This is a genomic window from Mesorhizobium sp. M0051 (genome assembly GCF_040323235.1).
Lineage (GTDB): Bacteria > Pseudomonadota > Alphaproteobacteria > Rhizobiales > Rhizobiaceae > Mesorhizobium.
This window is the reverse complement of record NZ_JAMYUT010000020.1, coordinates 86,940-111,382: the sequence shown is the minus strand read 5'-3', so window position 1 is coordinate 111,382 and position 24,443 is coordinate 86,940. Positions and strand designations below refer to the sequence as shown.

At 63.0% G+C, this 24,443-nt stretch carries 23 protein-coding genes; 8 read left to right on the top strand and 15 right to left on the bottom strand.

Annotated elements, in window-relative coordinates; all coding sequences use genetic code 11:
- Positions 1 to 6: 6 nt before the first annotated feature.
- From NKJ90_RS20885 to NKJ90_RS20870, 4 genes are all read right to left on the bottom strand, one after another.
- On the bottom strand, positions 7 to 990 hold the full coding sequence (locus tag NKJ90_RS20885) for a substrate-binding domain-containing protein (protein ID WP_031260540.1): 984 nt from the start codon (positions 988 to 990) through the stop codon (positions 7 to 9).
- A gap of 25 nt (positions 991 to 1,015) precedes the next feature.
- Complete coding sequence (locus NKJ90_RS20880) at positions 1,016 to 1,792, bottom strand: SDR family oxidoreductase (protein WP_023760273.1); 777 nt, start codon at positions 1,790 to 1,792, stop codon at positions 1,016 to 1,018.
- 5 nt (positions 1,793 to 1,797) lie between these two features.
- On the bottom strand, positions 1,798 to 2,970 hold the full coding sequence (dgoD, locus tag NKJ90_RS20875; RefSeq protein ID WP_023760272.1) for a galactonate dehydratase: 1,173 nt from the start codon (positions 2,968 to 2,970) through the stop codon (positions 1,798 to 1,800).
- A gap of 381 nt (positions 2,971 to 3,351) precedes the next feature.
- A complete protein-coding gene (locus NKJ90_RS20870; RefSeq protein ID WP_352486680.1) occupies positions 3,352 to 4,755 on the bottom strand; it encodes an MATE family efflux transporter in 1,404 nt (467 codons plus the stop codon).
- 267 nt (positions 4,756 to 5,022) lie between these two features.
- Here NKJ90_RS20870 and NKJ90_RS20865 point away from each other — a divergent pair, with 267 nt between their 5' ends.
- The 6 genes from NKJ90_RS20865 (at position 5,023) to NKJ90_RS20840 (ending at position 11,459) form a co-directional block, all read left to right on the top strand.
- Positions 5,023 to 5,940, top strand: a complete 918-nt coding sequence (locus NKJ90_RS20865) for an AraC family transcriptional regulator (RefSeq protein ID WP_352486679.1) — start codon at positions 5,023 to 5,025, stop codon at positions 5,938 to 5,940.
- A 241-nt stretch (positions 5,941 to 6,181) separates the two neighbouring features.
- Positions 6,182 to 7,453, top strand: a complete 1,272-nt coding sequence (locus tag NKJ90_RS20860; protein ID WP_023760269.1) for an ABC transporter substrate-binding protein — start codon at positions 6,182 to 6,184, stop codon at positions 7,451 to 7,453.
- Between the two features lie 158 nt (positions 7,454 to 7,611).
- The gene (locus tag NKJ90_RS20855; protein WP_023760268.1) at positions 7,612 to 8,478 is read left to right on the top strand and encodes a carbohydrate ABC transporter permease; all 867 of its coding nucleotides are present in this window, start codon (positions 7,612 to 7,614) and stop codon (positions 8,476 to 8,478) included.
- Between the two features lie 14 nt (positions 8,479 to 8,492).
- Positions 8,493 to 9,305: a carbohydrate ABC transporter permease gene (locus NKJ90_RS20850; protein WP_023760267.1), complete on the top strand. Its 813-nt coding sequence runs from the start codon at positions 8,493 to 8,495 to the stop codon at positions 9,303 to 9,305.
- Positions 9,306 to 9,319: 14 nt separating this feature from the next.
- On the top strand, positions 9,320 to 10,366 hold the full coding sequence (locus NKJ90_RS20845) for an NAD(P)-dependent alcohol dehydrogenase (protein WP_023760266.1): 1,047 nt from the start codon (positions 9,320 to 9,322) through the stop codon (positions 10,364 to 10,366).
- A gap of 7 nt (positions 10,367 to 10,373) precedes the next feature.
- Positions 10,374 to 11,459, top strand: a complete 1,086-nt coding sequence (locus tag NKJ90_RS20840; protein WP_023760265.1) for an ABC transporter ATP-binding protein — start codon at positions 10,374 to 10,376, stop codon at positions 11,457 to 11,459.
- A 10-nt stretch (positions 11,460 to 11,469) separates the two neighbouring features.
- On the opposite strand, the gene NKJ90_RS20835 is transcribed toward NKJ90_RS20840, so the two are convergent.
- The 9 genes from NKJ90_RS20835 to gcvA all read right to left on the bottom strand — a co-directional run bounded on the left by NKJ90_RS20835 (position 11,470) and on the right by gcvA (position 21,483).
- Positions 11,470 to 13,056, bottom strand: a complete 1,587-nt coding sequence (locus tag NKJ90_RS20835; RefSeq protein ID WP_023760264.1) for an FGGY-family carbohydrate kinase — start codon at positions 13,054 to 13,056, stop codon at positions 11,470 to 11,472.
- Positions 13,053 to 13,736, bottom strand: coding sequence for an HAD family hydrolase (locus NKJ90_RS20830; RefSeq protein ID WP_023760263.1), 684 nt, complete (start codon positions 13,734 to 13,736; stop codon positions 13,053 to 13,055). The genes NKJ90_RS20835 and NKJ90_RS20830 overlap by 4 nt, the downstream gene beginning before the upstream one ends.
- A 14-nt stretch (positions 13,737 to 13,750) precedes the next feature.
- The gene (locus NKJ90_RS20825; protein ID WP_023760262.1) at positions 13,751 to 15,229 is read right to left on the bottom strand and encodes a mannitol dehydrogenase family protein; all 1,479 of its coding nucleotides are present in this window, start codon (positions 15,227 to 15,229) and stop codon (positions 13,751 to 13,753) included.
- 158 nt (positions 15,230 to 15,387) lie between these two features.
- Positions 15,388 to 16,158: an L-iditol 2-dehydrogenase gene (locus NKJ90_RS20820; RefSeq protein WP_023760261.1), complete on the bottom strand. Its 771-nt coding sequence runs from the start codon at positions 16,156 to 16,158 to the stop codon at positions 15,388 to 15,390.
- Between the two features lie 2 nt (positions 16,159 to 16,160).
- Complete coding sequence (locus NKJ90_RS20815; RefSeq protein WP_023760260.1) at positions 16,161 to 17,159, bottom strand: ABC transporter ATP-binding protein; 999 nt, start codon at positions 17,157 to 17,159, stop codon at positions 16,161 to 16,163.
- A gap of 50 nt (positions 17,160 to 17,209) precedes the next feature.
- The gene (locus tag NKJ90_RS20810; protein WP_023760259.1) at positions 17,210 to 18,034 is read right to left on the bottom strand and encodes a carbohydrate ABC transporter permease; all 825 of its coding nucleotides are present in this window, start codon (positions 18,032 to 18,034) and stop codon (positions 17,210 to 17,212) included.
- 11 nt (positions 18,035 to 18,045) lie between these two features.
- Complete coding sequence (locus tag NKJ90_RS20805) at positions 18,046 to 18,918, bottom strand: carbohydrate ABC transporter permease (RefSeq protein ID WP_023760258.1); 873 nt, start codon at positions 18,916 to 18,918, stop codon at positions 18,046 to 18,048.
- Positions 18,919 to 19,042: 124 nt separating this feature from the next.
- Positions 19,043 to 20,353 carry an ABC transporter substrate-binding protein gene (locus NKJ90_RS20800; protein WP_023760257.1) on the bottom strand — a complete coding sequence of 437 codons (1,311 nt, stop codon included), beginning with the start codon at positions 20,351 to 20,353 and terminating at the stop codon, positions 19,043 to 19,045.
- 224 nt (positions 20,354 to 20,577) lie between these two features.
- Complete coding sequence (gene gcvA / locus NKJ90_RS20795; protein ID WP_023760256.1) at positions 20,578 to 21,483, bottom strand: transcriptional regulator GcvA; 906 nt, start codon at positions 21,481 to 21,483, stop codon at positions 20,578 to 20,580.
- A 110-nt stretch (positions 21,484 to 21,593) separates the two neighbouring features.
- Between gcvA and NKJ90_RS20790 the strand changes: the two genes are divergently transcribed.
- The gene (locus tag NKJ90_RS20790) at positions 21,594 to 21,779 is read left to right on the top strand and encodes a hypothetical protein (RefSeq protein WP_023760255.1); all 186 of its coding nucleotides are present in this window, start codon (positions 21,594 to 21,596) and stop codon (positions 21,777 to 21,779) included.
- Positions 21,780 to 21,820: 41 nt separating this feature from the next.
- On the opposite strand, the gene NKJ90_RS20785 is transcribed toward NKJ90_RS20790, so the two are convergent.
- Positions 21,821 to 22,780, bottom strand: a complete 960-nt coding sequence (locus tag NKJ90_RS20785; protein WP_023760254.1) for a sugar-binding transcriptional regulator — start codon at positions 22,778 to 22,780, stop codon at positions 21,821 to 21,823.
- Between the two features lie 255 nt (positions 22,781 to 23,035).
- Here NKJ90_RS20785 and NKJ90_RS20780 point away from each other — a divergent pair, with 255 nt between their 5' ends.
- The gene (locus tag NKJ90_RS20780) at positions 23,036 to 23,668 is read left to right on the top strand and encodes an HAD family hydrolase (protein WP_023760253.1); all 633 of its coding nucleotides are present in this window, start codon (positions 23,036 to 23,038) and stop codon (positions 23,666 to 23,668) included.
- 4 nt (positions 23,669 to 23,672) lie between these two features.
- Here the strand turns inward: NKJ90_RS20780 and NKJ90_RS20775 are convergent, their stop codons facing one another.
- The gene (locus tag NKJ90_RS20775) at positions 23,673 to 24,440 is read right to left on the bottom strand and encodes a class II aldolase and adducin N-terminal domain-containing protein (RefSeq protein ID WP_023760252.1); all 768 of its coding nucleotides are present in this window, start codon (positions 24,438 to 24,440) and stop codon (positions 23,673 to 23,675) included.
- Positions 24,441 to 24,443: the final 3 nt, after the last annotated feature.

Sequence of the window (24,443 nt, the reverse complement as noted above, 5' to 3'; positions counted from 1 at the left end):
GCCGGTTCACTTGCAGAGCTTGGCCTTGTAGTCCGAGGCAAAATTGTCGGCGGTGATGTATTCCGGGTCGGTGAAGGATTGAACCGGCAGCTGCGTTCCATCCTTGATCGAGGCCAACAGGATCTTTACCGCCAGCGCGCCATGGTTTGCAGAGTTCAGCCACATCGTACCACGGAATGCCGAAGGCTTTCCGGATCCGAAGGCCTCACAGGCGCGACTGCCGTCAATGCCGATGCCCATGCCCTGGTCCGGGGTATAGCCGGCGTTTTCCAGGGCACGCGCCCCACCCAGCACGCCGTCGTCATTGCAGGAATAGAATATCCAGTTGGTGACACTGGGGTTGGCGGTCAAGGTGGTGGTCATCACGTCGATGGCATTGACCATCGTGTTGTCGTAGGGGACGCGAACGATGTTGGCGGGCTTGAAGTCGGGCACCGCCTTCAGGAACGCCTCTTCGGCGCCCTTGTTGCGCTGCATGCAGGTATCCGCCTTGCGGTCCTCGATCGAGGCGATGCGCACCTCTTTTCCGGCCCAGCCGCCGGTCTTGTAGAGCTTGGCCAGCTCTTCGCCCACCCGCGCGCCGATATTGTACGCATTCATCCCGACATAGGGGACCTGGGAGCCGTCCTGGTAGTAGATGTCGTCGTCGACCGCCACCAGAGGAATTTTCGCTGCCTTGGCTTTCTCGGCGATGACCGGTCCCAGCGCCTTGTCGGGAACGACGATGGCGATGCCCTTGACGCCGTCACCGACCATTGTATCGAAAGTGGTGATCGTCAAATTGGCGTCGAACTGGACGTCCTGCGATACGAAGGTGGCTCCGCCCGCCTCTGCCGCTTTCTTGGCGCCGCCGACTTCGGCGACGAACCATGGATGGTCACCCATCTTGTTGATGTAGCCGATCTTGATGTCGTCGGCGCTTGCCGCGCCGGCCATCAATCCGCCAGCCAGTATCGCCAGTGCTGCCACTGTCTTGGTCGTCGATTTCATGTGGATCCTCCCTGCTTGATGGTTGTCAGTCGTGGTAGAGAACCGAGCGGCCACCATCGATGGTGATCGTTTCGGCATTGATGAACGGCGCTTCGTCGGAAGCGAGGAAAACGGCCGTCATTGCAACCTCGTCCGGTCGGCCAATGCGCTTGGGCGGATGGAGGTCATAGGCCCGCCGCTTCTCCTCGGCGGGGTTTGGAAATGTGTTCCAGTAGGCTTCCGCGATCGGCGTCTCGATATAACCGGGGGCGATCGCGTTCACGCGGATGCCGCGCGCCGCATATTCGATGGCGAGCGAGCGGGTTAGGCCGACAAGCGCATGCTTGGCAACCGGATAGGGAAAAGTGTGAGGAATGATCTTGAAAGCGTGGCAACTGGCTATGTTGACGATCGATCCCGAACCGTTCGCCAACATCGTCGGCAGAACCGCCTTGGCGCAGAACCATGCGGCCTGGAGGTCGAGCTTCAGGCAACGGTCCCATTCCTCGTCCGGCATCAGCAGGGGTTCGTGGAAGACGTTAGCGCCGGCATTGTTGACGAGAACGTCGATGCCGCCATAAGCCGCTATCGTGTGGGCTACCATGTCGGCTACCGCCGATTGGTCCGTGACGTCGATTTCGACGAAAAGCGCGTCGGCACCCTGGGCACGCAATGCGTCGGCGATTGCCTTGCCGCTTGCCGCATTCAGCTCGGCGATAACGGTCTTTGCCCCCTGCATGGCGAAGGCCCGGGCCGTGGCGGCACCAATGCCCTGTCCGGCGCCGGTGACGATTGCGATCTTTCCCTGAAGCCTGCCTGTCATGGCGCTCACCAATCGACCACGGTGCCGTCGGGCATGATCGCGTTGCGGGCATGCAACACTTCCTGCTTGAAGGGGTGGCGCGCTATGACATCCTCATTGACGGTGACGCCTAGTCCCGGCAGTTCAGGCACGTCCCAGCGGCCTGGTTTGCGTTGGATCGGCCAGGAAACGACGTCGTCGTACCAGGCGACCGCGCCGGACATCTCCTCCTGGATGATGACGTTCGGCGTCGATATGCCGAAGTGAAGTGCTGCAACGCCGGCGATCGGGCCGAGCGGGTTGTGCGGCGCAAGGCCGACGCCGGCCGTTTCCGCCAAGGCCGCGATCTTCTTGGTCTCGAGCAGGCCGCCGGTGTGGCAGATATCCGGCTGGGCAATGTTGAAGGCGCGCGCCGCGATCGAGTGGGTGAACTCGCGGCGCCCGATCAGCCGTTCGCCGGACGCGATCGGTACCGCCGATCGCGCGGTGATATGCGCCAGGCCGGCGACATCTTCAGGCGGCACCGGTTCCTCGGCGAACATTATGCGGGCCGGCTCGATCGCCTTGAGGTAGTCCATCGCCGCGTTGACGGAGGCCGGGCGTCCGTGAAAGTCGACCATGATGTCGATATCGGGACCGACGGCTTCGCGCAGCGCGCCAACCATGTTTGCAACGGCGTCCACTGCCTTCGCCGGCGAGACATAGTGGGTGTAGGGAATGCAGACGACCTTGACCGCATCATAGCCAGCCTGCGTCACGATGCGTCCGCGTTCGACGATCATGTCCGCCGACCCGCTCTCATAGACCGCCTTCATGTCGCCCAGGCCGAGATGCGTGTAGGTGCGCAGATAGTCGCGAACCTGACCGCCGAGAAGCCGCCAGACCGGGACGCCCAGCGACTTACCCAGAATATCCCAAAGTGCGATCTCGATGCCGCTGACGGCTGACATTCCCTCGACGCCGAGACGCCAGAAGCCATGCCGCGTCAGGATCTGGTAGCACTGTTCGACATTGCGCGGATCCTGCCCGATCAGCAGCGCCTCGAGGTCCTGCAACGCGCCGACAACGGCACGCGTCTTCCATTCCAGCGTCGCCTCACCCCAGCCAAACAGACCGGGCTCGTCGGTTTCGACCCGAACGAAAACCCAGTTGCGCATTTCCGCATTGCAGACCAGCGCCTTGATGGCCGTAATTTTCATTGATCCTCCCCGTGTCGTCTTTTTTTACGACATTATGTATGATTTATTACGGTTAACATGTGCAAGTCAAGTGCAGCATGGCCGGGTTCATGTCGTATTTTGCTGGCAATGCCGGCAGCAGGCGCAAAGCGTCATCAGGGCCTGAGCCCTTCAACGTCGGCAGTTCACGTCGGTGCACACAGGGTGTTAGAAGGCCCGCTCCTGGCCTTGCGAGCCTCGAAGCCGCCAGTCCGCCACGGCCCGTGCCGAAACGTTCATTGCGTCGGCTAATCGCCGGCTCATGGCGCTTAGCCGACGTTTCGCGTCAGTTCTGAAGGCGCCGCTGGATGGGCCTCAAAGTTGGGACATAACGGCCACCTGGCAGCGGGCGTCCGGCTGCTCTCAGTGCCCGAACACCAGCGGCGGCGCCAGGCGATCCCGCCGCAGCCAGCGCGCCAGAAGCAGCGCCGCCACCACGGCCAGCCCCGACGACAGGCCGATCCAGATGCCGACGCCACGGAAGCTGAAATGGAAGGCGAGCAGCACGCCGAGCGGCAGGCCGACGCCCCAATATCCGATCGCGGCATAGATCATCGGCACTTTGGTGTCGTGCAGGCCGCGCAGCATGCCGGCGGCCACCGCCTGCGCGCCATCGAAGACCTGGAACAGTGCTGCGAAGGCGAGGAACGACACGGCAAGCGCGATCACCCTGGCATTGGCCGGGTTGCTCAGATCGATGAAGGCGCTGATCAGCGGATGCGGCCACAGGATCATCACCAGCCCCATCAGCGCCATGAACGAGACGCCGATGACGAAGGCGGTCCAGCCGGCGCGCGAAACGCCTTCCGGATTGCCGGCGCCGTGGGCAAGCCCGACGCGCACCGTCACCGCCTGGTTGAGGCCGAGCGGCACCATGAAGCTGATCGAGGCAATCTGGATGGCGATCGCATGCGCGGCGAGCGAATCCGCGTCGATCAGGCCCATCAGCAGCGCCGCCGCATTGAAGATCGTCACCTCGAAGGCGAGGAGGCCGGCAATCGGCAGGCCGAGCCGCAGAAGACCCCTGAAGCGCGGCCAGTCGGCGCGCCAGAAGCGCCCGAACAGACGGTAGCGCCGGAACCTCTTCTCCAGCATCACCACGACGGCCATGCCGACGAACATCAGCGTGCTGGACAACGAGGTGGCAAGGCCTGAGCCTGCGATGCCCATCGACGGGATGCCAAGATTGCCGAACATGAACAGCCAATTGAAGAAGGCATTGCAGGCGACGGCGACGAAGACGATGACCAGCGCCCAGCCCGGCCGCTCCAGTGCCGAGATGAACGAGCGCAGCACGATATAGCCGTAGAAGGGCAGCACCGCCCATTCGAGCCATCGCAGATAGATGCCGGCCTGATGGGCGAGTGCCGGATCCTGGCCCATGGCCAGCAGGATAGCCTCGCCGTGCCACAGCACGAGCCAGATCGGGATCGAGATCAGGATCGCAAGCCACAGGCCCTGGCGCACGGTGCGGCGCAGGTCGCGCACCGAATGGCGACGGCGGCCGAGCTCGGTCGCGATCATCGGCGAGGTCGCCAGCATCAGGCCAAGCCCGAAGATCAGCGGCATGAAATAGAGGTTGGCGCCAAGCGCGCCGCTGGCCAGCGTATCCGGCCCCAGACGGCCCATCATCATGACGTCGGTGGCCGTCATCGCGGTCTGGCCGAGATTGGTCAGCACCATCGGCCAGGCGAGCGCCAGCGTCGCCATGATTTCCTGGCGCCAAAGATTTTCCGGCGCGCGAGCGCCGGCTTCGATCGCAGACATTGTCCTGTTCTTTCCAGTTGCGGCGCGTCGGCAAAGAGCCGGAAGCCGCATTCGAACGGCAAAACCTTCGGTTTCGCGGCGTTTGCGCCAGCTTTTGGACGAAACGCGACATGAAGGCAAGAGAGGAGGAGCGGGAACAGATTGAGCCAGCCGGAACACCGGGACCACCACTGGTTGCCGCCGAAGTGCATTTCACACTTGAGCAATCGGCTGCTACGGATTGCATGGAGGGTGTGGCGACAGATTCCGGATTTTCCAGGAGGCAGGATGCAGTTCAGGCGCAGGAAGAACCCGGTTGCGATCCCGCGGACAGCGCCGTCCTTCGAGCACATCGTCACCCAGGCGAGCGAAAGCTTCCTGTGGCGGCGCGACGACTATCCCTGGGAGCGCAACGTCTGGAACTTCCATCCGGAATACGAGATCCACCTGCTGCGAAAATCCTCCGGCGTGGTCCTGGTTGGCGATCATATCGGCGAATTCGGGCCGGGCTACCTGACCATCGTCGGTGGCGGGCTGCCGCATGACTGGGTGACCTCGGTGCAACCGGGAGAACTGATCGAAGGCCGCGACATCGTCCTGCAGTTCGATGCGCAGAGGTTGCGCGGATCGGCAGGCCTGTTGCCGGAATTGCGCGAACTGGAACCGTTCCTCGAACGGTCGCTGCGCGGCATGGTCTTTTACGGCCGCACCGCGCTGGATGGTGCCGACATCATGGAGCGGATGGGCGAGGTTAGCGGGCTAAGCAGGTTCTGTCTTTTCCTGGATCTCGTCGACCTTCTCGCACGCACCGACGAGTACGAATTGCTGTCGTCGCCTGATTTTTCGCCGGTTCTCGATGCCGCCTCGCTCGACATCATCCAGCGCACGCTGACCTATCTGTTCCAGCATTTTGCCGAGGATCTGAAGCTGCCGGAGGTGGCGGAACTGGCCGGAATGACGGAGAGCACGTTCTCGCGGTTCTTCCAGAAGAACACCGGCAACAGCTTCAGCGACCACCTAGCCAAGCTCAGGCTCTGGCAGGCTTGCAAGCTTTTGGCGGACACCGATATCGCGATCACCGATATCTGTTTTCAGGTCGGCTACATGAACATCTCGAACTTCAACCGCGCCTTCATGCGCAAGCACAAGATGACGCCGTCATCTTATCGCCGGCTGTCACGGCAGCGGCTGACAATGCGTGCATAAGCGCATCCTGAAATACCGTTTCAGCCCAAATCGATACTCATGTGACAGGCGTCGTATCCCGGCGCCGGTTTTTGCACCGCACAATGCATAAAAGTACAGGTCTGCTGCAACGAGGCTTCTAGCAAGCCTCGTCGCAACTCCGCATTTTAGCGATGGGTGGCATGTCACTCGGGCGATGGTGAGGATCGCGCAAGCCGAGGACTTCCGCTTCCTGCGAAATGTTCCTGGAGGAGAAAAGATCATGAAACCAGTTCGGCTTGCTGCCAGCCTTGGCGCAGCTTTTATGCTTTCCGCTACCGTTTCCACCATTGCCTTGGCGCAGGCGCCGGTCTGCTCGGCGCCGGTCAAGGTGCTGGCGCAGCCACGCGACGGCCTGACGCTTCTGGAGGACTCCAAGGACGAGTTCCAGAAGCTAGCCGGTGCCAGCTTCCAGATCGACTATCTGAACGAGAACGACCGCCGTGCGAAATCGCGCGCCGATGCGTCCACCGTCGGCAACTACAACGTCTACTATGTCGACGAAGCCAACGTGGCGCTATTTGCCTCGTCGAAATGGATCGTGCCGCTCACCGACTATTATCCGGCGGACTACGACTATGCCGATTTCGATCCGGGCCGCCAGAAGGTCGCCACCTATGACGGCAAGGTCTGGTTCGCGCCGCTGACCGGCGGCGGCGACCTGATGGTCTACCGCAAGGATATTCTGGAGGCCGCCGGCATCCAGCCGCCGAAGACGCTGGACGAACTGATCGCCGACGTGCCGAAGCTGACCAATCCGGACAAGGGCATATATGGCATCGCGCTGCGCGGCGCACGCGGTTCGGGCGCCAATGTCTGGCGCTGGATGCCGTTGTTCAAGGCCTATGGCGGCCAGTGGTTCGACGGCGACAAGCCAGCCTTCAACTCGGAGGCCGCCGTCAAGGCGACCGAAACCTATCTGAAGCTGTTCAAGGATTCGGCACCCGGCACGCAGACCGGCAGCTGGGATGAATCGACCGGCGCCTTCCTGGCCGGCCAAGTCGCCATCCTTGTCGAATCGACGCCGCTGTCGGGCATGGCGGTCGATCCGAAGACCTCGCAGGTGGTCGGCAAGATCGGCTTCCTGCCGCCGCCGGCGCCGCTTACCGGTGGTGGCTACGGTCATGGCCTTGCCATCGCGGCAAAGGCCAATGCCGACGATGCCTCGAAGAAGTGCGCCGGCCTGTTCATCGCCTGGGCAACGTCGAAGGAAAACGAGAAGCGCCGGCTCGACGCCCACCAGTTCGGTGAGCTGAACCGCACCAGCATCCTGTCCAGCAAGGAATTCGCCGACATCTACGGCGCCGACCTCGGTCAGGCGCTGGCCGAGACCGGCAAGGTCACGGCGGTCAACTTCTGGCAGGATCCGCGCTGGCCGGATCTCGGCGATCGCTGGGGCATCATCCTCGAGGAACTGGTCACCGGCACCCGCACCGACGTCAAGGGCGGCCTCAACGAGCTTGAAGCCTATGCCAACGAGCTGGTGAAGAAATAAGCCATCCTCCCCTGCGGCGCGCGATCCGCGGCATTCGACCGAATGTCGGGACCTGTGCGCCGCAGGTCCCCTTTTCTCTCCCGCTGCCGTTTGAGCCGGCCATCGCGCGAAAGGTCCAGCCATGTTCAATCGCCCGAGACGCAGCCAAGGATAGACAGATGCCGCGACGCTCATCCTTGCCGGTCACCTTCATCGTGCCGACGCTCGTCATTCTCCTGATCCTGTCTATGGTGCCGACGCTCTACGCGATCGTCATTGCCCTGCAGAACCGCGAGCTCTCCTCGACGGCCTATTCCTATGTCTGGTTGTCGAACTTCTATGACCTGTTCTTCGACCGCCGCTTTCTCAATGCGGTCTGGGTTTCGGTGAAGTGGGAGGTCGTCACCGTTGTCGCCACCATGGCCGTGGCGATCGGACTGGGCGTGCTGATGTTCGAGGTCGCCTCGCCGCGCCTGCGCAACATCTACTGCCTGCTGTTCATTGTCCCGGTCCTGCTGCCGCGTGTCTCGGCCGCCTTCGTCTGGAAGTTCGCCTACCATCCGCTCTACGGCATCGCCACCTACCCGTACCGGCTGCTGACCGGCGGGCTGATCTTCGACCCGCTGTCCAAGCCGGCGACGGCACTGTTCGCCGTCGCCTCCGTCGATGTCTGGCAATGGGGCCTGTTCTTCGCCGTCATCGTGCTGAAGCTGCTGGAGACCTTGCCGCCGCAGCCGATCGAGGCGGCGCGCCTCGACCACGCCAGGCACTGGCAGATCCATGCTTATGTGACCTTGCCGATGCTGAAGGCGCCGCTGATCAGCCTGATGTTCGTCAAGATGATCGAGTCGCTGCGCTCCTTCGACCTGATCTATGTGATGACCCGCGGCGGACCGGGCGTGGCGACCGAAACGCTCGATATGTACGCATTCTCGCAGGGCTTCATCGAGTCCGGCAAGGTGTCCTATGCCTCGGCGATGGCGGTTCTGATGATGATCGCCACCGTCATCACCTTCACCATGCTGTGGAAGCGGGTGCAGGCATGAGACCACCATATCGCATGAGGCCGGGCCGCCTTGTCGGCAAGGCCGTGCTGGCCTTCGCCTGCTTCATGGCCGTGTTTCCGCTGTTGTGGACGGCGCTCAATTCGCTGAAGAACAATGTCGATATCATCACCCGCGTTCCGCGCCTGGTGTTCACGCCGACGCTGGCCAACATCAGCTACATCATCGGCCGCGACAGCGTCATGACCGGCCTCTACAACTCGGTCATCGCCTGCGGCGTCGCGGTGCTGATCGGCGTGGTGCTTGGCCTGCCTGCCGCCTATGCTGTGGCGCGCTACCCCAACCGCTGGGCCGGCGACATCCAGTTCTTCGTGCTGTCGCTGCGCTTCCTGCCGCCGGTGGCTGTGGCCATCCCGCTGATGGTGATCTGGCTGCAGCTCGGCCTCTACGACACGCTCGCTGCGCTGATCGTCACCTATTCGCTGCTCACCATCTCGGTGATCATGTGGCTGGCCATTCCCGCCTTCCAGAGCGTGCCGAAGGAGGTCGAGGAAGCCGCCTTCGTCGATGGCTACGGCGCCTATTCCGTGTTCTGGCGGATCGCACTGCCGGTCGCCGCGCGCTCGCTGATCGGTGCGGTCGCGTTCAGCTTCGTGCTGGTCTGGAACGAGTTCCTGATCGCGCTGATGCTGTCCAGCTCCAATGCCAAGACCTTGCCGATCGTCGCCTCGGAACTGTCCCAGCAAGGCATGAACGTGCCGTGGGGCATCCTCAATGCCTCGGTCGTGCTTCTGTCGCTGCCGCCGCTTCTATTCCTCGGCGTGCTCAGCGGCTTCCTGAATTCCGTTTTCCGGCAAAAAAAGACTTGAAGCGAGGACGAGATATGCGGGCTTTGGTGCTTGAGAAAAAGGGCGAGCTGGCTCTGCGCGAGATTGCGTTGCCGCTCGACGTCGGGCCGGACGACGTCAGAATCGCCATCCACACGGTCGGTGTCTGCGGCAGCGACGTGCACTATTACACCCATGGCGCCATCGGCAGTTACGTCGTGCGCGCGCCGATGGTGCTTGGCCACGAAGCGTCCGGAACGATCGTCGAAGTCGGCGCCAATGTCAGGACGCTGAAGGTCGGGGATCGCGTCTGCATGGAGCCGGGCGTGCCGAACCTGTCATCGCGCGCAACAAAACTCGGCATCTACAATGTCGACCCCGACGTAAGCTTCTGGGCGACGCCGCCGGTGCATGGCATTCTTGCGCCGCAAGCCGTGCATCCGGCGGCGTTCACCTACCGGCTGCCGGACAACGTCTCCTTCGCCGAAGGGGCGATGGTCGAGCCCTTTGCCATCGGCATGCAGGCTGCTGCCCGCGCTCGCATCGTTCCGGGCGACGTGGCGGTCGTCGTCGGCTGCGGCCCGATCGGCATCATGATCGCGCTGGCAGCCCTTGCCGGCGGCTGTTCGAAAGTGCTGATTTCGGACTTCTCCGCCCCGAAGCTCGAGATCGCGGCGCGCTATCCGGGTATCGTCCCGGTCAATATCGGCGAGCAGTCGCTGGTCGAAGCGGTGGCTGTGGCGACCGACCATTGGGGCGCCGATATCGTCTTCGAGGCCAGCGGCAGCCCGAAGGCGTTCGCCGATCTGTTCGAGGTCGTGCGCCCTGGCGGCGCGGTGGTCCTCGTCGGATTGCCGGTCGAGCCGGTGGCGCTCAATGTGCCTGCGGCCATATCGAAGGAAGTGCGCATCGAGACGGTGTTCCGCTACGCCAACATCTTCGACCGTGCTTTGCAGCTCATCGCCTCCGGCAAGGTCGACCTCAACCCGCTGATCACCGGCACCTATCCCTTCGACGACAGCATCGAGGCCTTCGAGCGCGCGGCCGCGGCGCATCCGGAAGACGTCAAGCTGCAGATCCTGATTTCGAGCGAGAAGGGCTGACCGAACCATGTCCGCGATCACCTGCTCCAATATCGAGAAGTCCTACGGCGCGACGACCGTCATCCGCGACCTGAACCTCGCCATCGAGGAACACGAGTTCGTCGTCTTCCTCGGCCCTTCCGGCTGCGGCAAGTCGACCTTGCTGCGCATGCTGGCGGGGCTGGAGGACATCAGCGGCGGCGAGGTCTCGATCGGCGGCAAGGTGGTCAACGACCTCGACCCTGGCGACCGCGGCATCGCCATGGTGTTCCAGAACTACGCGCTTTATCCGCACATGACGATCTTCGACAACATCGCCTTCGGCCTGAAGCGGCAGAAGGTGCCGAAGGCGGAAATCCAGCAGCGCGTCGAGGCGGTCTCGAAGACGTTGGGGCTGGATCCCTATCTCGGCCGCAAGCCGGCGGAGCTGTCCGGCGGCCAGCAGCAGCGCGTGGCGATTGCCCGCGCCATGATCAAGACTCCAAAAGTGTTCCTGTTCGACGAGCCGCTGTCCAATCTCGATGCCAAGCTGCGCAATCACATGCGCATCGAGATCGCCCGGCTGCACCAGTCGCTGGAGACGACCACCGTCTACGTTACCCACGACCAGCTGGAAGCAATGACGCTCGCCGACCGCATCGTGCTTTTGCGCGACGGCCGGATCGAGCAGATCGGCTCGCCGGCCGAAATCTACGAGCGGCCGGGCAATCTGTTCGTCGCCGGGTTCATAGGGACGCCGAACATGAATTTCATCGACGTAGCCGTGGGGCGCAAAGACAACCGCTGGATTCTGACGAGCGCCGGTGCAGTCTTTTCGATCGAAGGCTTGCGTTTCAATCTGCAAGGGGTTGAGCGCGCGGTGCTTGGTATCAGGCCTCCGGATCTAAAGACCGCTGCCGCTGATGCTGGCAACCTTCTTGAAGGCACAGCCGATCTCATCGAGTTTCATGGCAACGACGCGCTGGTGATCTTCGGTTCCGGCGGCAAGGAGATCAGCGCGCTGGTGCCGACCCGCGAATGCCCTGCCGTCAACAGCCATGTCCGCTATGCGGTCGACGAAACGAGCCTTCACCTGTTCGATGCGAAGTCTGGCGTGTCCCTGCTGAGACAGTAGCCCGCTTTACCTACCGGATCGCGTCCAGCATCTGCCGCTGGCGGTGCATCTCGAGGAAAACCTTGTAATCGCGGTCGAAACGCCCGGCTGATTTAGGGTTCGAGGCACGCATCCTGCCGCCTTGCTGCATGGCCAGACAGGCCGCGTTGAGGTCGGGAAACAGCCCGGCCGCGGTTGCCGCGACCATGCCGGTGCCGAGCAGCACCGCCTCGTCGGCCAACGGCTCGATGACCGCGCAGCCGGTGGCGTCGGCATAGAGCTCCATCAATAGCGGGTTCTTGGTATGGCCGCCGGTGACATGCAGCGTATCGATCAGGTAGCCGTTCTCGTTCAGCGCCTCCAGTACGTGGCGCACGCCGAGTGCGATGCCGACGGCGGTGCGCCAGTAGAGCTTGCACAGGCTGTCGAAGGAGGAGTCCAGCGTCAGCCCGCTGACGACGCCGACGGCATGCGGATCGGCGAGCGGCGAACGGTTGCCGTGGAAATCGGGCAGCACATGCAGCCTTGCGGCAAGGTTTTCACCCTCGGTGGCGCGCAGCTCGGCGACGCGCCTGGCGATCTTTGCATGCATGGCGGCATCCGGCTCGCCGCCGGCTCCATGCCAGCGAATGATGTGGTCGAGCAGGGCGCCGGTTGCCGACTGGCCGCCTTCCGACAGCCACAGCTTCGGCAAGGCTGCGCCGTAATATGGGCCCCAGACGCCGGCGAAGGGTTGCGGATCGGGCGACATCGCCATGACGCAGCTCGACGTGCCGGCAATCAGAGCCAGGTGCCGGCCGATATTCTGTTCGTCGCCGGCAAAGCCGCCGAGCACGCCAAGCGCGCCGGCATAGGCATCTATGACGCCGGCTCCGACCCGGCATTTTTCGCTCAGGCCAAGCTCTGCCGCCGCTTGCGCCGTCAGCTGACCAATATCGGTTCCGATCGGACTGGCCCTTTCGGGCAAATTGCCGTGCTCGAAAAGATCGTCGAGGCCGACGAGCTCGAAGAAATCGCGGCGCCAACCCATCTCCTCATGCGCCAGATAGGTCCATTTGGCGGTCAGCGTGCATTGCGAACGGGCCGTCGAGCCTGTCGCTTGCCAGGTCAGGAAATCGGTGAGATCGAATAGATAGCCGGCTTCATTCCAGGTCTTGGGCAGGTTCCGCTTCAGCCACATCAGCTTTGGCGTCTCCATTTCCGGTGACATGACGCCGCCGACATAGTCGAGCACGGCATGGCCGCTTGCCGTGCATTCGTCGGCCTCGGCAATGGCGCGATGGTCGAGCCAGACAATTGTGTCCCAGCGCCTGTCGCCGGTGGTCGAGACGCTGAGCTGGCCGCCTTGCCGATCCCGCACCACCAGCGAACAGGTGGCGTCGAAGGAGATGCCGACGACGTCCTCGGCGGCGACGCCGGCCTTTTCGCGGGCAGTGCGCACGGCGGTGCAGACCGCCGACCAGATATCGCGCGAATCATGCTCGGCGTGGTCGGGCTTCGGCTGGTTCATGACGATCGGCCGCTCGGCGCGGCCGAGCAAGGTGCCACTGGCGTCGAGAATGCCCGCGCGGGCGCTCCCGGTGCCGACATCGACCGCGCAAACGAACTGTTTCGTCAAGATGCTCTAACTCTCGCTCCCAGGCCTGCAATCAGATCGGGCAATTGCAGCATGTCAGCGAATATAAAGTCCGGTTCACTCGACGCAAGCCGCGCTTTCAATGTTGGGTTGCCGGCATGCGATCCGCCGCTGAAGGCAAACACGCGCATACCTGCCGCCCGCGCCGCAGCGATGCCTGCCGGGCTGTCCTCGACGACAAGGCATTTGCGTGGTTGGGCTCGCATGCTGGCGGCGGCATGGAGGAACAGGTCGGGCGCCGGCTTTCCCTTGGCCACCATGGAGGCGCTGAACAGATGCGGTTCCATCAGCCCCAGCAATCCGGTGACTTCGAGCGCGTAGCGGATCCGGTCGAGCGTGCCCGAGGACGCGACGCAGAACGGCAGCCCTAGCCTCGGCAGCATCTCCTTGACGCCGGCAATCGGCTTCAGCTCTTCGCGAAACCTGCGCATCAGTTCGACACGCATCTCGGTCAGGTGGCTGTCGGTGATATCCAGCCCGAAGTCGCGGCCAAGGATCTCGCGCACGCTCTTCATGCTCTTGCCGAGGAAATGCTCGTAGGCGGCATCCTCGCTGAAATTGCCGCCGGCCAGCTTGATCACGCCGAGCAGCGCCGAGACGGAGAGTGCCTCGCTGTCGACCAGCACGCCATCGCAGTCGAAGATAACCAGTTCAGGCGTCATGACGTCGAATGGTCTCAGAGCTCGCCGGCGAGATAGCGCGTCAGCGTCGCGCGCGCGCCATTCGCCCACAGCACGTTGAGCGCATGGGCGAAGGCCTCGACAAACGCCGTCGCGCGGCCGACATCGCCATAGATGTCCTCCATGGCAAGCCAGGCAGCAGGCGCATCCTTTGCCGCCTTTGCCGTCGCCTGCAACCGGTCCCAGCTCGGGTCGTTGGGTTCGATGACGGCGCCGCTGTCCGTCGTGCCGAAGCAGTAGCGGCACCACAGCGCCGATTCCAGCGCCAGGCCGTCGACGCTTTTGCCGGCCTTCAGCCGGTCGGCAATGGTCGGGATGATGAACTTCGGCTGACGGTTGGAACCGTCGAGGCAGAGCCGGCGCACCGTGTCGCCGATCTTGGGATTGGAGAAGCGGCTCTCGATGAGCTGGTAATATTCTTCCAGAACCGTGTCCGGCACCGGCGGCACGGTCGGGATGATTTCGTCCCGTTCGAGCTTGGCCAGAAAACCGCTCACCAGCGGCTCCTGCATCGCCTCATGGACGAAATGAATGTCCATCAGGCCGGCCGGATAGGCGATGGTGGCATGGCCGCCATTGAGGATGCGGATCTTCATCAGCTCGTAAGGGGCAACATCCCTCACGAACTGCACGCCGACCTTTTCCAGCGGCGGACGGCCATCGGTGAAATGATCCTCCAGCACCCATTGCCGGAACGGCTCGCAGAACACTGGCCAGTTGTCCTCGAGGCCAAAATCCTTGGCCAGGATGCCGCGCTCGCGGTCTGTGGTGGCCGGTGTGATGCGATCGACCATGCCGTTCGGAAAGGCAACCTTTTCACCGACCCAGTTCGCCAGATCCTCGTCGATCAGACGGGCCAGGCCAATGACGCCGTCGGAGGTGACATGGCCATTGTGGGGAATGTTGTCGCAGGACATCACCGTGAACGGCACAGTGCCCTCGTCGCGGCGGCGGACCAGGCCGGCGAGAATGATGCCGAACACCGTCTTCGGCGTCGCGCCTGCCTGCGCGTCCGCCACGATGTCGGGATGGGTCGGGTTGAAAACACCGGAGGCCGGGTCGATGAAATAACCTCCTTCGGTGATGGTCAGCGAAACGATCTTGATCGCCGGGTCGGCAAGCCGTTCGACGATGCCGGCCGCGTCGCCCGGCATCAGGAAGTCGACCATGGCGCCGGTCACGCGGGCGCTCATATGCCCAGAGTCCTGCTCGACCACCGTGGTCAGCCAATCCTGCTCTTCCAGCTTGGCGCGGCCGATCTTCTCGCCCTCGAACACCCCGGCGCCGACCAGCGCCCAGTCATGGCCGATGCCCGAGTTGAACAAATCGTCGAGATAGACGGCCTGGTGCGAGCGATGGAAATTGCCGACGCCGAAATGCACGATGCCGGCCTTGAGCCCCGAGCGGTCGTATTTCGGACCGGCGACCTTGACGGGTAGATTGGAGAGGTTTGCGGACGAGAGTTTTACGGTCATCTGTTTTACCCTTTGGCCGGGCTGCGGCCTTCGTTACTCCCTCTCCCCGTTTCTCACGTGGAGAGGATAAGGGGCGGCACGTATTCCAAGGTCGATGCGCCCTGCGATGTCGGCCTCTGCCCCCCGCGGAGGTACGAGGAGCAGAGGCCGTCCCCGCCTCAACTCATCCACTGGCCGCCATCGACATTGTAGGTCTGGGCGACGATGTATTCGGCGTCGGCGCTGGCGAGAAAGACCGCCATGCCGGTGAGGTCCTGCGCCGTGCCCATGCGGCCATACGGTACTGCCTCGCCGACCAGTTTCTTCTTCTCGCCCTTCGGCCGGTTTTCATACTTGGCGAACAGCGCATCAACGTGATCCCAGTGCTCGCCGTCGACGACGCCAGGGGCAATCGCGTTGACGTTGATGCGATGCTTGATCAGGTCGAGCCCCGCCGACTGGGTCAGTGAGATGACGGCGGCCTTGGTGGCGCAATAGACACCGACCAGCGCCTCGCCGCGCCGCCCGGCCTGGCTCGCCATGTTGATGATCCTGCCGCCCTTGCCGCGTGCGATCATCGAGCGGGCGGCTGCCTGCAGCATGAACAGCGTGCCGGCGACGTTGACCGAAAACAATTTGTCGTAGCTGGCCTTGGTGATCTCGACGATCGGCGCCAGGTCGAACAGGGCGGCGTTGTTGATCAATATATCGAGGCCGCCGGTCTTCGCCTCGACGGCTTTCACCGCCGCTTCGATGGAGGCGAGGTCGGTGACGTCGAGCTTGACCGCATAAGCCTTGCTGCCGATCTCGGCGGCCGTCTTGCGCGCAGCCTCGAGATTGATGTCGGCAATGGCGACGGTGGCGCCTTCGCCGACATAGGCTTCGGCGAAGGCCCTGCCGATGCCGCGCGCCGAGCCCGTGATCAACGCGGATTTGCCGGCCAGTCGCATGCTCAGATTGCCTTCCCGTCGGCGCCGAAGCGATGCAGCTTGGTCTTGTCGGGCGTCAGATAGATGGTGTCGCCGTGATGGACGGCCAGTTCGCCGTCGGCACGCACCGTCAGCGGCCCGACGCCATCAGCTTGAACGTGCAAGAACGTGTCGGAGCCGAGATGTTCGGCGACGCCCACGGTGGCCTTCCATTCGCCCGCCGTGGTCGAGATTTCCAGATGCTCGGGGCGGATGCCGATGGTCTTGGCGCTGTATTTGGCAGCCGGCGCGCCTTCGATCAGGTTCATCTTCGGCGAGCCGATGAAGCCGGCGACGAACAGGTTCTTCGGCGTCTTGTAAAGTTCCATCGGCGAGCCGACCTGCTCGATGTTGCCGGCGTTCAGCACGACGATCTTGTCGGCCATGGTCATGGCTTCGACCTGGTCGTGGGTGACATAGATCATGGTCGTCTTGAGCTGATGGTGCAGCTCGCTGATCTCCAGCCGCATCGTGCCGCGGAGTGCTGCGTCGAGATTGGACAGCGGTTCATCGAACAGGAAGGCGGTCGGCTGGCGCACGATGGCGCGGCCGATGGCGACGCGCTGGCGCTGGCCGCCGGAAAGCTGGCCCGGCCGGCGTTCGAGGTAGTTGGTCAGGTTGAGCACGCGCGCCGCGTCCCCCACCTTCTTTTCGATGGTCGCCTTGTCTTCGCCGGCCATCTTCAGCGGGAAGCCGATGTTCTTGGCCACCGTCATGTGCGGATAGAGCGCGTAGGACTGGAACACCATGGCCAGCTTGCGCTTGGCCGGTGCCTCACCGGTGACGTCGCGGCCGTCGATGTTGATGGAGCCGCCGCTGGTATCTTCCAGGCCGGCGATCAGCCGCAGCAGCGTTGACTTGCCGCAACCGGACGGGCCGACGAAAACGACGAACTCGCCATTTTCGATCACCAGGTCGAGGCCGGGGATGATGGAGGTCGCTCCGAAGGATTTGGAGACGTTCTTGAGCGTGATGTTTCCCATGGTTTCCTCCCCGGGGGGTTATTGTCCGGCGTCTGTTGCTTGCGGCGGTCTTACTTCACGGCGCCAAAGGTCAGGCCGCGCACCAGCTGCTTCTGGCTGAACCAGCCCATGATCAGGATCGGTGCGATGGCCAGTGTCGAGGCCGCCGAAAGCTTGGCCCAGAACAGGCCTTGCGGGCTTGAGAACGAGCTGATGAAGGCGGTCAAGGGTGCTGCTTCCGTGGTTGTCAGCCGGATTGTCCAGAACGCCTCGTTCCAGGCCAGGATGATATTGAGCAGCATGGTCGAGGCGATGCCGGGCACGGCCATCGGTGTGAGTACATAAATGATCTCGTTCCATAGCGATGCGCCGTCCATCCGCGCCGCTTCCAGGATCTCCCCCGGGATTTCGCGGAAGTAGGTGTAGAGCATCCACACCACGATCGGCAGGTTGATCAGCATCAGCATGACCATCAGGCCGATACGGCTGTCGAGCAGTCCCGTGTCGCGGAAGATCAGGTAGATCGGAAACAGCACGGCAACCGCGGGCATCATCTTCGTGGACAGCATCCACATCAGGATGTCCTTGGTTCGCTTGGTCGGCGAGAAGGCCATCGACCAGGCGGCCGGTATGGCGACCAGCAGGGCCAGGATGGTCGAGCCGACCGAGAGCAGCACCGAGTTGAAGAAGAACTTGAAATATCCGTTCTGCGCCTGGACCTCGGAATAACTCTCGAACGTCCCCGACGGGATGATGCTGAAACCCTGGATGGCTTCCTGCTCCGACTTGAACGAGGTGATGATCGTGTAGAGGATCGGGAAGAAGATCAGCAGCGCGACGATCCAGGCGGCAATTGTCGCGATCGTCTTGTGCCGGGTGGTGACTGAGCGTGCCATCGTATCCTCCCTTACTTGTCCAGGTTCTTGCCGACGGCGCGCATGGCGAAGAAGGCAACGATGTTGGCGAGAATGACGGCGATCACGCCGCCGGCGGACGCCTGACCGATTTTGAACTCCAGCAACGCCTTCTGGTAGACGAGGAAGGGCAGGTTGGTGGAGGCGTATCCCGGGCCGCCATTTGTGGTGACGAGGATCTCGGCATAGACGGAGAGGAGGAAGATCGTCTGGATCAGGATGACGACGGTGATGGCGCGCGACATATGCGGCAGCGTCAGATAGATGAAGCGGCTGATGAAGCCGGCGCCGTCCATTTCGGCGGCTTCCTTCTGCTCACCGTCGAGCGACTGCAGCGCGGTCAAGAGAATGAGCGTCGCGAAGGGCAGCCATTGCCAGGCGACGATGATGATGATGGCCAGCATCGGATGCTGCCCGAACCAGTCGATCGGCTGCGCTCCGAAGAAGCGCGCCATGTCGGCGAACACTCCGTATTGCGGGTGCATGATCATGTTCTTCCAAACCAATGCGGCCACTGGCGGCATGACGAAGAAGGGTGAGATGACGAGGATGCGCACAATCCCCTGGCCCCACATCGGCTGGTCGATCAGAAGCGCCAGCAGGATGCCACCGATCACCGTGATCAAAAGCACGCTGATCACCAGGGTGAGCGTGTTGAGGATCGACTGCAGGAAAGCCGGGTTGGAGTAGAACAGCGCGTAGTTGGAAAAGCCGACGAATCCGTCGCGGATCGGATTGAGCGGATTGTACTGCTGGAAGGAGAACCAGATGGTGATGACCAACGGCACGATCATCCAGACGAACAGCAGCACCACGGATGGCGCCATCATGAAACGGGCAAGCGAACGGGTCTGCTGAGTAGCCATGACGGTCACCCTTCACTGGTCAGGCTGAATTTTCAAAAGGCGTTAAAGGCGGCCGCCCGAACTGGGAACTCGGGCGGCCGTTGCCGGTCAAGAAGGCGACCGGCATTCGGCACCGGGAGGAGCCTTACTTCATGTATCCGCCTTCGGTCATCGTCGCGGTGGCAGCGTCCTGGGCCTGCTTCAGGGCATCGTCGACGCTCGACTGGCCGGCAAGAGCCGCCGAGAAGAGCTGGCCGACGGTGGTGCCAAGGCCCTGGAACTCCGGGATGGCGACGAACTGGACGCCGACATAGGGCACCGGCTTGACGGTCGGATGCGTCGGATCGGCTGCGTTGATGGAGTCGAGCGTCATCTTGGCGAACGGAGCCGCCTTCTGGTACTCGGCATTGGCATAGAGCGAGGAGCGCGTGCCCGGAGGAACGTTGGCCCAGCCCTCCTTCGAAGCAACCAGTTCGGCATAGTGCTTGCTGGTCGCCCAGGAGACGAACTTCTCGGCGGCATCAGCTTTCTGCGTGCCGGCCGGGATGGCCAGCGACCAGGCCCACAGCCAGTTGCCGCGCTTGCCGAGGCCATTGTCGGGCGCCAGCGCATAGCCGACCTTGTCGGCGACCTGGGATGCCTTAGGGTCGGAGACGAAAGACGCGGCGACGGTGGCGTCGATCCACATGCCGCACTTGCCCTGCTGGAACAGCGCCAGGTTTTCGTTGAAGCCGTTGGAGGACGCGCCCTCGGGGCCGTCGGCCTTCATCAGGTCGACATAGAACTGCAGCGTGTTCTTCCATTCGGGCTGGTCGAACTGGGGCTTCCAGTTCTCGTCGAACCAGCGTGCGCCGAAGGAGTTCGACATCGCCGTCAGGAACGCCATGTTCTCGCCCCAGCCGGCCTTGCCGCGCAGGCACACACCGTTCACGCCATTGGCGCGGTCGGTCATCTTGTCGGCGGCCTGCTTGATGAAGTCCCAGGTCGGCGCATCGGGCATCTTCAACCCGGCCTTGTCCATCAGGTCCTTGCGGTACATGACGAAGGAGCTTTCGCCGTAGAAGGGCGCGGCATAGAGCTTGCCGTCGACTGAAAGACCACCGGCGATGGCCGGGATGATGTCCTTTACGTCATAGTCGTCGCCAAGCTTGTCGAGCGGCAGCAGCCAGTTCTGCTTGGCCCAGATCGGAACTTCATAGGTGCCGATGGTCATCACGTCATATTGTCCACCCTTGGTGGCGATGTCGGTGGTGACGCGCTCGCGCAGCACGTTCTCTTCAAGCGTAACCCAGTTGAGCTGGATGTCGGGATTCGCCTTGGTGAAGTCATCGGTCAGCTTTTGCATGCGGACCATATCGCCATTGTTGACGGTGGCGATGGTGATGGATTCGGCGTGTGCGGCGAACGCGAGCGCGCTGGCCGACAACAAGCCCAGGGTGAGCGTGCGAAGTTTCATGAAATTCCTCCCTTGAACCAAGATGAGCATTTGCCTTGGCTTTGAGCAATTACTCACTTGGCGTCAATTATGTCAAGCCGGATTCGATGCTGCAGCGCAGCACTCGGCGTGGCTGACGGATACTGGGTGGGTGGAAATTGCGAAGGCAAACCGCGCCCCGCCGGACGTCAGACGACCGGACAGAACGGCTTGCGGAATTGAATGCAGTTGCTGAGGCTTGCCTGTCAGCAGGCGATCTCGGCCAGCAGCCAGTCGCGGAAGGCACGGATCTTCGGCACGTTGCGGCGCGCCTCCGGATAGACCAGCCAATAGGCATGACCGTCGTCGCCGACCAAGTCGAAGGGCTGGATCAGGCGGCCGTCCGCCAATTCCGCCTTGAACAGCGCCCTGGTCAGGATCGCCACGCCATGGCCGGCGATTGCCGCATTGGCCTCATAGGCCTGCGCACCCATGCTGCTGCCGGGCCGTCTGGCAAGATCGTGCGAGTGCACGCCGGCAGCCGAAAACCACTCGTTCCACCAGATGTCGCCAGGATCGAGGATCGGCAACCGCAAGAGATCGGCCGGTTCCTTGACGCCACCGATGCTTGCCGCGAGCTTGGGGCTCAGCATCGGCGTGAAATCGGCATCGAACAGCTTGTGCGCTTCCAGGCCCGGCCATTTGCCGGCGCCCGAGCGGATGGCGATATCGGCTTCCTCACGGGCGAAGTCCGTCAGGCGGCTCGACGTCTCAAGCCGAACGGCAAGCGCCGGATGGGCGATCTGGAACGACCCCAGCCGGTGCGCCAGCCAGTTCGAGGCAAAGGTCAGCACGGTGGTGACGCACAGCAACCCGTCGGCCCCGCCACGCACCGCGGCATAGGCCTGGCCAAGAATGGCGAAGGCCTCGCCGACGGCGGGCGCCAGACGCTGCCCGGCCTCGGTCAATACGATCTGGCGCGGCCGGCGCAGGAACAGCGGCGCGCCGATGCGTTCCTCCAGCACCTTGATCTGATAGCTGACCGCCGCCTGCGTCATGGCGAGTTCGCCGGCGGCCCTGGTGAAGGAAAGATGGCGCGCCACCGCGTCGAACACCCTGATCGCCTGCAGCGGCGGGAGTTGCGAAACCTGTCGCGAGCTGAGGTCCGGCATAAGGCCTCCTTATGGGTCATAACAGACGTTCGATTGGCAAAGGCGGCCGGTAAGACCGACATTCCTGATCAACCCGTCATTCGGGTTCAGGATAGCGAAGGTTGACGATCATGACCATGGCGCAGCAAAGATGCACTCCCGCTCCGGATCACCGCTGGATTTCGTGGCTCACGGACGGATTTGGCTTGTTCGCGATAAAAAAGAAGGCATATCTCGACATCAGGGACCTGTCGCCGCATCTGCAGCGCGACCTCGGTTTCCTCGATGGCAACGACCCTTTCGGGCGGCATGGGTAGCGTGGCCCGCTTTATTGCAAATCAGGCGTCGCTACCTGCCGTCAGATGCTGGCCAGCAGCGCGGCAGCCGTCCGTTCATCGGTGATGAGGCCGTTGATCAGCCGCCGGTTGGCGGCCGCCAGGATGCCCGGCAGCTTTCGTTCGCCCATGGCCAATGCGATGACCAGCGACTTTTCGCGCGACGGCAGTGAGGCCGACGACACTCGGTCGTTGGTGATGCCCTCGATCATGCGGCCTTCGCGATCGAACACCCAGCCGACGATCTCGGCGATGCCGCCGGCCTTCTGCAGGGCTTTCAACTCGCTTTCAGAGATGAAGCCGTCCTCGTAGAGCGGCGCCTTGGGACCGAGGTCGCCAATGCCGATGAAGGTGACGTCGGCTTCGGCCGCCAGCGCCAGGGTCGGCTGGATCATCGGCTGGTTGAGCAGCATCTCGCGCTCCTCCGGCGAAGAGGCGATGACCGGCAGCGGCATCGGGAAGGATCGCGCCTTCACCCTGTCGGCCATGGTGAAGATGACGTTGTAGAAGGCGGCCGAGCCGTCCGGCGAGATGTTGCCGGTCAACGACACCACCTTGTGCTGCGGGCATTCCATCGGCGGCAATTGCTCGATCGCCGCCTTCAGCGTGCGGCCGGTGCCGATCGCCATGACGATCGGCGTCGGTGACCGCAGCCGCCGCTCGATCTCGGCGGCAGCCGCCTCGGCGATGCCGATCGTGGTGGAGGATGAATTGGGATCGCTCGGCACCACTTCGACCAGATCGAGCGCGAAGCGGGATCTCAACCGTGCCGCCAGATCGAGGCAGTTGGCGATCGGATGGTCGACGCGAACCTTGATCAATCCTCCCGACACGGCCAGCGACACCAGCCGCTGCGCCGTCTGCCGCGAAATGCCGAGCGTGGCGGCGATCTGGTCTTGCGTGTTGCCGGCAACATAATAAAGCCAGCCGGCACGCGCCGCGTCGTCCAGCCTGTTGCTGCTACCATCCTGCCGGGTATTCACGTCCTGCCTCCCAGGACCGCCGGTTCCAGAGCGGTCCGCGCCTAGTTTCGCAGGGAACGGCCTGCTGCGCAATTGTCAATCGCAAGGGCAATTGCTTGCCAACTTCCGGCGCACACAGCCGGATTTTGCGCTTCCGGCAATGCCCGCATCAGGCAAAGAAGGGCGGTTGCCGTCCCGACCTGCGGCACGTTCTTCGGTCCCGAAGGTTTATCTCCCGGCGCAAAGGCTTTAATGGATCGCAAAAAGGAGCGCTGCATGACACCGAAAGCGGTTTTCTGGGATATGGACGGCACGCTGGTCGACAGCGAGCCGCTGCACGAAGCAGCCCTTGTGGCAGCAATGCGCAGTGCCGGCCTTGTGCCGCCTGAAAATCTGCATGAGCGTGTGCTCGGCGTCGCCGCCTGGCCGGTCTACGAGATGATGCGCGACGAGTTCGGCCTTGCTCTGCCTTTCGACGATTGGATCATGCGCAAATACGAGCACTATCTGCCGCTGGTGGAGGGCTTGAAGCCACGCCCCGGCGCGATCGAGATTTTCACCGAATTGCGCGAAAAAGGCGTGGCGCAGGCCGTGGTGTCCAATTCGGACCGAATGATCGTCGACGCCAATCTGAGCATGGTCGGCCTCATTTATCCCGGCATGAAGACGATCAGCCGCAACGATGTGCGCGAAGGCAAACCGCAGGCCGAACCGTTCCTGCGCGCCGCCTATCTGGCCGATGTCGATCCCGCGCAGGCGATAGCGATCGACGACAGCTGGCCGGGCGCCATGGCGGGGCTGGCGGCGGGCATGAAGACGATCTTCTGGCCGGAAAAGCCTATGGGCGGACCGCCCGGTGCCGTCGTCATCAACAGCGCCGAGGAGTTGCGGGCAGAATTGGGCCTGTAGGCGATCAGTTCCGGTAGACCGGCTCCTGCTCGTCAAGGATCGCCTTCAACTCGCTGAGATGGCGTTCGGCCTGGCCGGGATAGTCGTCCATCTCGCTTGCCGTCTTCTCGGCGACCGCGTCGGACAGCATGCGCAGAGGCCGGCCAGTCCACAGCGCCTTGATGTAGGTTTCTGCGGCGCGCTCGAAGTAGAACATGCGGTTGAAGGCATCGGCGACCGTATCGCCGATGACCAGCACGCCGTGATTGCCCATCACCATCACCTTGACCTTGGGATCGACGAGAAGCTGCGAGCAGCGCTCGCCCTCTTCCTCGAAGGCCAGCCCGCCATAATGCGCGTCGACGACATGGCGGTTGAAGAACATCGCCGAATTCTGGTCTATCGGCGGCAGGCGGGAGTCGGCCAGCGACGCCAGCACCGTGGCGTGGATCGAGTGCACATGCATGACGCAGCGCGCGTGGCGCACATTGCGATGGATGGCGCCGTGCAGGCCCCACGCCGTCGGGTCGGGCGCGTTGGGGCCGGAGAGCGTTTCGGGATCGTTGGCGTCGATCATCAAAAGGTCGCTCGCCTTGATGCGCGAGAAATGCACCTGGTTGGGGTTCATCAGGAACTGCGTGCCGGCATCATTGACGGCCAGCGAGAAATGATTGGCCACCGCCTCGTGCATGTTGAGCCGCGCCGTCCAGCGAAAGGCACAGGCGAGGTCGACGCGCTCCTGATAGAAGGGCAGGTTGGTCAGCGTTTCCTTCTGCAGGCGGGCGATGCTCATCGA

What these genes read in the sequence shown, in the direction of transcription:
- NKJ90_RS20855 (WP_023760268.1), top strand. Translation starts at nt 7,612, where the DNA reads ATGCCGCGACGCTCATCCTTGCCGGTCACCTTCATCGTGCCGACGCTC.
- NKJ90_RS20780 (WP_023760253.1), top strand. Translation starts at nt 23,036, where the DNA reads ATGACACCGAAAGCGGTTTTCTGGGATATGGACGGCACGCTGGTCGAC.
- NKJ90_RS20805 (WP_023760258.1), bottom strand. Translation starts at nt 18,918, where the DNA reads ATGGCTACTCAGCAGACCCGTTCGCTTGCCCGTTTCATGATGGCGCCA.
- NKJ90_RS20880 (WP_023760273.1), bottom strand. Translation starts at nt 1,792, where the DNA reads ATGACAGGCAGGCTTCAGGGAAAGATCGCAATCGTCACCGGCGCCGGA.
- NKJ90_RS20810 (WP_023760259.1), bottom strand. Translation starts at nt 18,034, where the DNA reads ATGGCACGCTCAGTCACCACCCGGCACAAGACGATCGCGACAATTGCC.
- dgoD (WP_023760272.1), bottom strand. Translation starts at nt 2,970, where the DNA reads ATGAAAATTACGGCCATCAAGGCGCTGGTCTGCAATGCGGAAATGCGC.
- NKJ90_RS20775 (WP_023760252.1), bottom strand. Translation starts at nt 24,440, where the DNA reads ATGAGCATCGCCCGCCTGCAGAAGGAAACGCTGACCAACCTGCCCTTC.
- NKJ90_RS20870 (WP_352486680.1), bottom strand. Translation starts at nt 4,755, where the DNA reads ATGTCTGCGATCGAAGCCGGCGCTCGCGCGCCGGAAAATCTTTGGCGC.
- NKJ90_RS20860 (WP_023760269.1), top strand. Translation starts at nt 6,182, where the DNA reads ATGAAACCAGTTCGGCTTGCTGCCAGCCTTGGCGCAGCTTTTATGCTT.
- NKJ90_RS20825 (WP_023760262.1), bottom strand. Translation starts at nt 15,229, where the DNA reads ATGACCGTAAAACTCTCGTCCGCAAACCTCTCCAATCTACCCGTCAAG.
- NKJ90_RS20790 (WP_023760255.1), top strand. Translation starts at nt 21,594, where the DNA reads ATGACCATGGCGCAGCAAAGATGCACTCCCGCTCCGGATCACCGCTGG.
- NKJ90_RS20845 (WP_023760266.1), top strand. Translation starts at nt 9,320, where the DNA reads ATGCGGGCTTTGGTGCTTGAGAAAAAGGGCGAGCTGGCTCTGCGCGAG.
- NKJ90_RS20865 (WP_352486679.1), top strand. Translation starts at nt 5,023, where the DNA reads ATGCAGTTCAGGCGCAGGAAGAACCCGGTTGCGATCCCGCGGACAGCG.
- NKJ90_RS20850 (WP_023760267.1), top strand. Translation starts at nt 8,493, where the DNA reads ATGAGGCCGGGCCGCCTTGTCGGCAAGGCCGTGCTGGCCTTCGCCTGC.
- NKJ90_RS20820 (WP_023760261.1), bottom strand. Translation starts at nt 16,158, where the DNA reads ATGCGACTGGCCGGCAAATCCGCGTTGATCACGGGCTCGGCGCGCGGC.
- gcvA (WP_023760256.1), bottom strand. Translation starts at nt 21,483, where the DNA reads ATGCCGGACCTCAGCTCGCGACAGGTTTCGCAACTCCCGCCGCTGCAG.
- NKJ90_RS20840 (WP_023760265.1), top strand. Translation starts at nt 10,374, where the DNA reads ATGTCCGCGATCACCTGCTCCAATATCGAGAAGTCCTACGGCGCGACG.
- NKJ90_RS20885 (WP_031260540.1), bottom strand. Translation starts at nt 990, where the DNA reads ATGAAATCGACGACCAAGACAGTGGCAGCACTGGCGATACTGGCTGGC.
- NKJ90_RS20800 (WP_023760257.1), bottom strand. Translation starts at nt 20,353, where the DNA reads ATGAAACTTCGCACGCTCACCCTGGGCTTGTTGTCGGCCAGCGCGCTC.
- NKJ90_RS20815 (WP_023760260.1), bottom strand. Translation starts at nt 17,159, where the DNA reads ATGGGAAACATCACGCTCAAGAACGTCTCCAAATCCTTCGGAGCGACC.
- NKJ90_RS20830 (WP_023760263.1), bottom strand. Translation starts at nt 13,736, where the DNA reads ATGACGCCTGAACTGGTTATCTTCGACTGCGATGGCGTGCTGGTCGAC.